The sequence below is a fragment of the Bradyrhizobium sp. genome (assembly GCF_016462955.1).
Taxonomy (GTDB): Bacteria; Pseudomonadota; Alphaproteobacteria; order Rhizobiales; family Xanthobacteraceae; genus Bradyrhizobium.
The window spans coordinates 1,150-8,367 of the sequence record NZ_JAEMSD010000309.1 but is presented as its reverse complement, the minus strand read 5'-3'; the positions used below and the strand labels follow the sequence as shown (position 1 = coordinate 8,367).

The 7,218-nt window shown below is 66.4% G+C and carries 6 protein-coding genes and 1 pseudogene; 5 read left to right on the top strand and 2 right to left on the bottom strand.

Annotated features, from left to right (window positions below):
* A pseudogene (locus JHD07_RS26035) lies at positions 1–2,162 on the bottom strand (hypothetical protein); the annotation flags it as partial.
* 263 nt (positions 2,163–2,425) lie between these two features.
* Here JHD07_RS26035 and JHD07_RS26030 point away from each other — a divergent pair.
* Positions 2,426–2,602, top strand: a complete 177-nt coding sequence (locus tag JHD07_RS26030) for a DUF2934 domain-containing protein (protein WP_291627263.1) — start codon at positions 2,426–2,428, stop codon at positions 2,600–2,602.
* A gap of 5 nt (positions 2,603–2,607) precedes the next feature.
* Here the strand turns inward: JHD07_RS26030 and JHD07_RS26025 are convergent, their stop codons facing one another.
* Positions 2,608–3,198 carry a PadR family transcriptional regulator gene (locus JHD07_RS26025; RefSeq protein WP_291627262.1) on the bottom strand — a complete coding sequence of 197 codons (591 nt, stop codon included), beginning with the start codon at positions 3,196–3,198 and terminating at the stop codon, positions 2,608–2,610.
* Positions 3,199–3,395: 197 nt separating this feature from the next.
* Between JHD07_RS26025 and JHD07_RS26020 the strand changes: the two genes are divergently transcribed.
* The 4 genes from JHD07_RS26020 to JHD07_RS26005 form a co-directional block, all read left to right on the top strand.
* Entirely contained in the window at positions 3,396–3,782 is a 387-nt protein-coding gene (locus JHD07_RS26020; RefSeq protein ID WP_291627260.1) for a nuclear transport factor 2 family protein, read from the top strand.
* Positions 3,783–3,821: 39 nt separating this feature from the next.
* Positions 3,822–5,612: an acyl-CoA dehydrogenase C-terminal domain-containing protein gene (locus JHD07_RS26015; protein WP_291627258.1), complete on the top strand. Its 1,791-nt coding sequence runs from the start codon at positions 3,822–3,824 to the stop codon at positions 5,610–5,612.
* A gap of 56 nt (positions 5,613–5,668) precedes the next feature.
* A complete protein-coding gene (locus tag JHD07_RS26010) occupies positions 5,669–6,877 on the top strand; it encodes an acetyl-CoA C-acetyltransferase (protein ID WP_291627256.1) in 1,209 nt (402 codons plus the stop codon).
* A 150-nt stretch (positions 6,878–7,027) separates the two neighbouring features.
* Positions 7,028–7,218 (top strand): hypothetical protein (locus JHD07_RS26005; RefSeq protein WP_291627254.1); only part of this gene is annotated, 191 nt, incomplete at its 3' end.

Here is a 7,218-nt window from a genome sequence, read left to right as displayed (position 1 = left end):
GCGGGGGCGATTCCGCTGATCGCGCTCTCGGAGGCGGCGATGCGCTCGGACGGGGTGGCGACGCGTCCGCCCGGCCGTGTGCCCGGCTCGAGCGGATGATCCGGCGGCAGTTCGGGTGCGAGCGCGGCCCGGGCCGTGTGCGGCTCCAGGATTTCGCTGATCGCGCGCGGCGGCAGGGGTGGCGCCTGCGGCACCGGTGGCGGCGCGGAGGGAGCGGCGGCATGAAATTCGCGCGGTGCAGCGACGTAGCCGGCCTGCGCGGCTTGCGCGGCGGCGGGATTGGGCAGCTCGGGCTTGGGGTCGTGGTTCGGCTGTTGGGCCTGCGGCCGCGGCTCGCGCGCGACAGGCGCGGGCTCGATCGGAGCGGGCATCGGCATCGGCTGCGGGGCCGGCGGCGCTGTACGTACGGCGCGCAGATCGCCCTCGATCATCGAGAGGCGATCGACGACGTGACCGAGCGCGCTGTGCACGGCTTCGAGCGAGTCCTGGGTGCTGCGGTTGGTCTCGGCCTGGCTGAAGCGGATGTCGGAGAGCTCGCGCTTGACGAGATCGACCATGCCGGAATCGGGCGGCGGCGCGGAACTACGGCTCTCGGCCAGCGCGGCATAGGTTGCCTGCTGGCGCTCCAGGTGCCTGAGGATGTCGTGCAGCCCGTCCTCGACGCGGCTCAGGTTTGTATTGTGCGGATCCGCGGCGGACTCGATCCGCTCCAGCAGATAAGTCACGCGCTGTTCGAGATGGGCGAAGGTCGAGGCGGAATCGTTGCCGACCTGCATGCGGTCGAAACGGTCCGACAGCGCCCGGATCGCAGCTTCCAGATGCTCGGTGCTCTCGGACGGCTGCGGCCGCTCGCGCGTTTCCAGCGCCGCCGTGAGCGCCGCGATGCGCTGTTCCAGCACCGCAAAGCTGTCGCTGTGGCCGGAAGCGCGGGTGACCTGGTCGACCTTGGACGAGAGCAACTGCACGTCTTCCGACAGGCGCGCGAGCGCCTCGTTGGAGGCGACGTTGGAGACGATGGCGCGCAGCGCGGAGATCGCGCCTTCGAGCTGCTGCACCGTCGAGGGATCGTCGTTGGCGCGCAGGATCAGGTCGAGCTTGGCGCCGAGATTGCGGATCGCCTCGTCATAGCCGGTGAGCTGCTCGGCCGGCGTCAGCGTGCGCAGCACCTGCTTGATGTCGGACAGCGCGCGCTCGATGCCGGCGAGAACCTGCCCGTCGGTGCCGTTGGAGCGGGTCTCGTCGATCCGGCGGTGCAGCGAGCGGATCTCGTTCTCGATCGATTCGATCGCGCGCCGCGGCATCGCCTCGGTGATGGCGGCGCGGATCTCGGCGAGCTCGCTGCGGAAGGCGGCGATCGCCTGCTCGGTGTTGTCGAGTCGCTGCAGCGACTCGATCTGGCTCGTGATCTTGAGCAGATGGCGCTCGAGCGAGGAAAAATCCGGTCCCGGCTGCGGTGGCGGCGGCGCGTAGGCGGGTGCGGGCGGCGCCATTGGAGGCGCGTAGGGGGCGGCCGGCGCAAGCGGCGGCGCGGCACGCGGCGGCACCTGGCGGGGTACAAATCCGTCGAGCTCGCTCTGGCGCGCGGTGATCTCGGCGACGGCGACGTCGAACGAAGCCGGGCTCAGGGGAGGGGAGCTGCGATAGACCTGCGCCGCTGCGCGCTCGACCGCATCGGCCTGGCGTTGGCGCGTTTCAACGGGTGAGGGCGCAGGAGCCGGCCGCGGCGGCTGAGGATGCTGCGGACGGGAGATTTGCGACAGGCGCGCATCCAGCCGCGAGATCGCGTCGTTGAGCTGGCGCGCGACGCCTTGCTCGCGCGAAACGTCGGGCCTCGCCGGGTCCTGTCGCAAAGAGTCTTGCCGCGGGGCGGGCTTCGAGATCCGCTCGATCTGCTGGGTGATGGCGTCGAGCCGCTGGTGGATGTCCGCGACTTCGCGGCTCTCCTGGCTGGGCCCCTGGCTCGGCATGTGTTGCGGACGCTGATCCTGATGTGGATCTTTGCGCTGGTCGTAGGGGCCGCGAAAGTTCGGCGGGGTCGTCTCGCCAAGCGTGGAGTTCAGCCAATCATTGAGCGACATGCCGGCACGGCGCGCAGCAGCTTCGGCCCGCTCCCGGACGGATGGATCGATGCCGTCGACACTCCACGATACGCGCGAATTCATGACTCTGTCCGGTTCCGACTCCGGCGCCCCACCCGGCGCCTCCAGTCTCCCCACGCGTGCCGGTTGCAAAGACAATCGAGTATGGCGCGGGTCGTCTGCCTCGAAAACCGACTTTTGTCCGTTACGGTAAACAACGAGTTAAGGAATGCGGCGCGGCTGTCTTAAAGTTGGGCGGCCTACCCCTGGGCCGTCGCTGCAATCTCGCCCTACTAGGAACCGTAGGCGAGTTGGAAGCTTGGAACTTCCGCAACAAGGGTGATTCAATGACCGGTCTGACCGAAGAAGAAATCCGCAAGCGCGCCTATGAGATCTGGAAAGGTGCTGGCGAGCCAAGCGGTAAAATGGATACCTTCTGGTATCTGGCTGAAAAAGAGCTTCTGGCCGAACGGTCAGAGCAAGGCGAAGTCCCGCCCGGGATGACGGACAATTTGCCGGTCTAGCGGGCTCAACCCTTCCCTTCGCGTTTGCTCTCCTCGATCGGCACCACCGTGCCTTTGCCGGTCGTCGCCGACAGCGCCTCCAGCGCCTCCTCGCAGAAATCGGCCACCATCTGCTCGTGGCGGGCCCCCAGGCGGAGCAGGAGGAGGTTGCCGAGATCGAGCCGGCCTTCCGCGGTGCCGTCGGGAAAGCGCTTCTTCAGGATGCGTTCGTAATTGGCGTGGCGGTCGCGGTGGTGCTCGAGGCGGGCCATCAGGTCGGTGCGCAGCGGCTCGATGTCGATGCTGTCGAGCGCGTGGAGGCGGACCAGCAGGTCGTCCTTGGTCGAGGCCGGTGTACTTGGCCGCGCGGCCCAGTGCCGCAGCGCTGTTCGCCCCTCCGGAGTGAGGGTATAAACCAGCTTGTTGGGCTTGCCCGATTGCACGACCTCGCGGCCCTGGATGTAGCCGCGGTCGCGCAGCTTGGAGAGCTCGCGGTAGATCTGCTGGTGGTCGGCCTTCCAGAAGAAGCCGATCGAGGAGTCGAAGGTTTTGGCGAGCTCGTAGCCCGTCATCGGACGTTCCGTCAGGCATGCGAGGATTGCGTCGCCCAGGGCCATGACCGGCTTCCTTTTGTTCGGCTCGACCAACTCCGCTTGACTTTATGCGCATCGGCGCATATGCGTCAATGTGCATATGAGGCAGCGAGCAGGCGGGTCGGCACCCGACTGAAAAAATCCAGCGGAATCAACCCTGTCGCTACTGTGCATGGGGTTGTTTTCGCAGTTTTGCCCTTGGCCTAGGGAGGCACCTGAAAATGACCGGCCTCGATTCCTGGTACGCCTACATGAAGTCCCATGACCGCGCCGCGCTCTGGGACCTCCTGCACCCCGATGCCGTGTTCGAAAGCCCCGTGGTGCATACCCCGCAGCGCGGCCGCGACATCACCTTCAAATATCTCGCCAGCGCCGAGAAGGTGCTCGGCGGCCCCGGCTTCACCTATGTCGGCGAGTGGCGCAGCGACAACGGCGCCGTGCTCGAATTCAAGACCATGATCGACGGCATCGAGATCAACGGTGTCGACATCATCAGCTTCGATGCCGAGGGACGCATCACCCATTTCAAGGTGATGGTGCGTCCGCTCAAGGCGATCAACATGCTGCACCGCCTGATGGCGGAGCAGCTTGCCGCCGCCCAATCCTAAGCCCAACATCATCCCTTCGAGGCCTGCCGGGAGACCCCCATGCCGATCTACAAAGCCCCTGTCGAAGACGTGAACTTCCTGCTCAACGACGTCTTCCAGATCGACCGCTACGACAATCTGCCGGGCTTCTCCGACGCGTCCAGCGACGTGCGCGACGCAATCCTGGGCGAGGCCGCCAAACTCGCCGAGGAGGTGCTGCAGCCGCTCAACCGCGTCGGCGATCTCGAAGGCTGCAAGCGCGCAGACGATGGCAGCGTCACCACGCCGAAGGGCTTCAAGGAGGCGTTCAAGCAGGTTGCCGAGGGCGGCTGGCTCGGCCTGTCGGCGCCGACCGAATATGGCGGGCAGGGCCTTCCGGTGACGCTGTCGCAGGCCGTCAACGAATTCCAGATCTCCGCCAACATGGCGTTCTCGATGTATGGCGGCCTCACCATGGGCGCGACCGCCGCGCTCTTGGTGCACGGCACGCCCGAGCAGAAGAAGACCTATGTCCCGAAGATGGTCGCCGGCGAGTGGACCGGCACCATGAACCTGACCGAGCCGCATTGCGGCACCGATCTCGGCATGCTCCGCACCAAGGCGGTGCGGCAGGGCGACGGCAGCTTCAAGATCACGGGCACCAAGATCTTCATCTCGGCCGGCGAGCATGACTTGGCCTCCAACATCATCCACCTGGTGCTCGCCCGCATCGAGGGCGCGCCCGCCGGCATCAAGGGCGTGTCGCTGTTCGTGGTGCCCAAGTTCCTTGTGAATCCGGATGGTTCGGTCGGCGCGCGCAACGGCGTCGTCTGCGGCTCGATCGAGCACAAGATGGGCATCCACGGCAATTCCACCTGCGTGATGAACTACGACAACGCCACCGGCTGGCTGATCGGCGAAGAGAACAAGGGCATGCAGGGCATGTTCGTGATGATGAACGAGGCTCGGCTCGGCGTCGCCGTCCAGGGCCTCGCGCAGTCCGAGGTCGCCTATCAGAACGCCGTCGCCTATGCCCGCGAGCGCATCCAGGGCCGTTCGCTCACGGGCGCCAAGGCGCCGGACAAGCAAGCGGACCCGATCATTGTGCATCCCGACGTGCGCCGCACGCTGCTCTCGCTCCGCGCCTTCAACGAGGCCGCGCGCGCCTTCGTGATCTGGACCGCGCTGAAGAGCGATGTCGCCCACCGCTCCGAGGACCCGAAGGACCGCCAGGCCGCCGACGACCACATGGGCCTGATGACGCCGGTGCTGAAGGGCTTCCTCACCGATTACGGCTTCGCCAACGCGGTGCAGGCGCAGCAGATGTATGGCGGCCACGGCTACATCGCCGAGCACGGCATGGAGCAGTTCGTGCGCGATGCCCGCATCGCCATGATCTATGAAGGCGCCAACGGCATCCAGGCGCTCGACCTCGTCGGCCGCAAGCTGCCGCGCGACGGCGGCCGCGCCATCATGGCCTTCTTCGGCGAGGTCATGGCCTTCGCCAAGGAGAACGGCGGAGACGAGGGCCTGAAGCCCTTCATCACCCCGCTCTCGACCTCGCTCGGCCACCTGCAGCAGGCCACGACCTGGCTGATGCAGAACGCGATGGCGAAGCCCGACAATGCCGGCGCCGCCGCAACCGACTACCTGCATCTGTTCGGCTTCGTCGCGCTCGGCTACATGTGGGCGAAGATGGCGAAGGTGACGAATGCCAAGATTGCCGAGAGCGGGGCGACGCCCTATCTCTCGACCAAGCTCGTCACCGGCCGTTTCTTCATGGAGCGGATGCTGCCGGAGACCGCGGCCAATCTCGCGCGCATCCAGGCCGGTTGCGCCACCATCATGGAATTGCCGGCGGAAGCGTTCTGAGCCTAGCTTCCGCCGCCTGCTCCCAATCGTAACGAACATCACACCAGGAGGGCGTCATGCCTGAGGCATTCATCTACGACCACGTTCGCACCCCGCGCGGCCGCGGCAAGGCGGACGGCGCGCTGCACGAAGTCACTGCGCTCGCGCTGGCGACCGTGCCGCTGAAGGCGCTGAAGGACCGCAACAACCTGCCCGAGGATTCGGTCGACGACGTCGTGCTCGGCGTGGTCGATCCGGTCGGCGAGGCCGGCTCCGACATCGCGCGCTTCGCGGCGTTGAAGGCCGGGCTCGGCGAAGCCGTTCCGGGCGTGCAGATCAGCCGCTTCTGCGCCTCCGGCCTCGATGCCGTGAACTTCGCTGCCGCGCAGGTCATGTCCGGCCAGCATGAGCTCGTGATCGGCGGCGGCGCCGAATCCATGAGCCGCGTCGGCATCGGCGCCTCCGGCGGCGCCTGGCCGATGGATCCCTCGATCGCGGTGCCGGCCTATTTCATGCCGCAGGGCGTCTCGGCCGATCTGATCGCCACCAAATACGGCTTCTCGCGCGACGACGTCGATGCCTATGCGGTGCAGAGCCAGCAGCGCGCGGCCAAGGCCTGGGACGAGGGCCGCTTCGACAAGTCGGTGGTGCCGGTGAAGGACATCAACGGCCTCACCATCCTCGCCAAGGACGAGCACATGCGTCCCTCGACGACGATGCAGTCGCTGGCGCAGCTGCAGCCGTCGTTCACGATGATGGCGCAGATGGGCGGCTTCGACGGCGTCGCGGTGCAGTCGCATCCGGAGATCGAGCGCGTCAACTATGTGCATCACGCCGGCAACTCCTCCGGCATCGTCGACGGCGCTGGCACCGTGCTGCTCGGCAGCAAGGAAGCTGGTAGCAAATACGGCCTGAAGCCGCGCGCCAAGATCCGCGCCTTCGCCAACATCGGCTCCGAGCCGGCGATGATGCTGACGGGGCCCGTCGACGTCACCGAAAAACTGTTCGCGCGTTCGGGCATGAAGAAGTCGGACATCGACCTGTTCGAGCTCAACGAGGCCTTTGCTTCGGTGGTACTGCGCTTCATCCAGGCCTTCGACATCGACAGTGCCAAGATCAACGTCAATGGCGGTGCCATCGCGCTCGGCCATCCGCTCGGGGCCACCGGTGCGATGATCCTCGGCACCGTGCTCGACGAGCTCGAGCGCACCAACAAGTCCACCGCCCTGGTCACGCTGTGCATCGGCGGCGGCATGGGAACCGCGACGATCATCGAGCGGGTGTAGGTCCGTAGGGTGGGTTAGCCGAAGGCGTAACCCACCTCTTCTGTCTCTGCCGCGAAAGGCCGCGGTGGGTTACGCTTCGCTAACCCACCCTACGAATTCAGAGTCAACCGCCGCGCCTGGGATCGGCTGCGGCACCGAGGAGCAACCGACATGTCGTACAAGAACTTCAAAGTCGAGACCGACGCAGACGGCATCGCGCTCGTCACCTGGGACATCCCGGGCCGTTCCATGAACGTGCTCGACGAGACCTCGACCAACGAGCTCGAGGCCATCGTCAAGGCGACCACGGCGGATGCTGCGGTGAAGGGCGTCGTCATCACCTCGGCGAAAGAGGCGTTCTG

Bases quoted from the DNA above. Each gene is read 5' to 3' on its own strand.
- JHD07_RS26020 (WP_291627260.1), top strand. From the start codon at position 3,396: ATGACCGGCCTCGATTCCTGGTACGCCTACATGAAGTCCCATGACCGC.
- JHD07_RS26030 (WP_291627263.1), top strand. From the start codon at position 2,426: ATGACCGGTCTGACCGAAGAAGAAATCCGCAAGCGCGCCTATGAGATC.
- JHD07_RS26010 (WP_291627256.1), top strand. From the start codon at position 5,669: ATGCCTGAGGCATTCATCTACGACCACGTTCGCACCCCGCGCGGCCGC.
- JHD07_RS26025 (WP_291627262.1), bottom strand. From the start codon at position 3,198: ATGGCCCTGGGCGACGCAATCCTCGCATGCCTGACGGAACGTCCGATG.
- JHD07_RS26015 (WP_291627258.1), top strand. From the start codon at position 3,822: ATGCCGATCTACAAAGCCCCTGTCGAAGACGTGAACTTCCTGCTCAAC.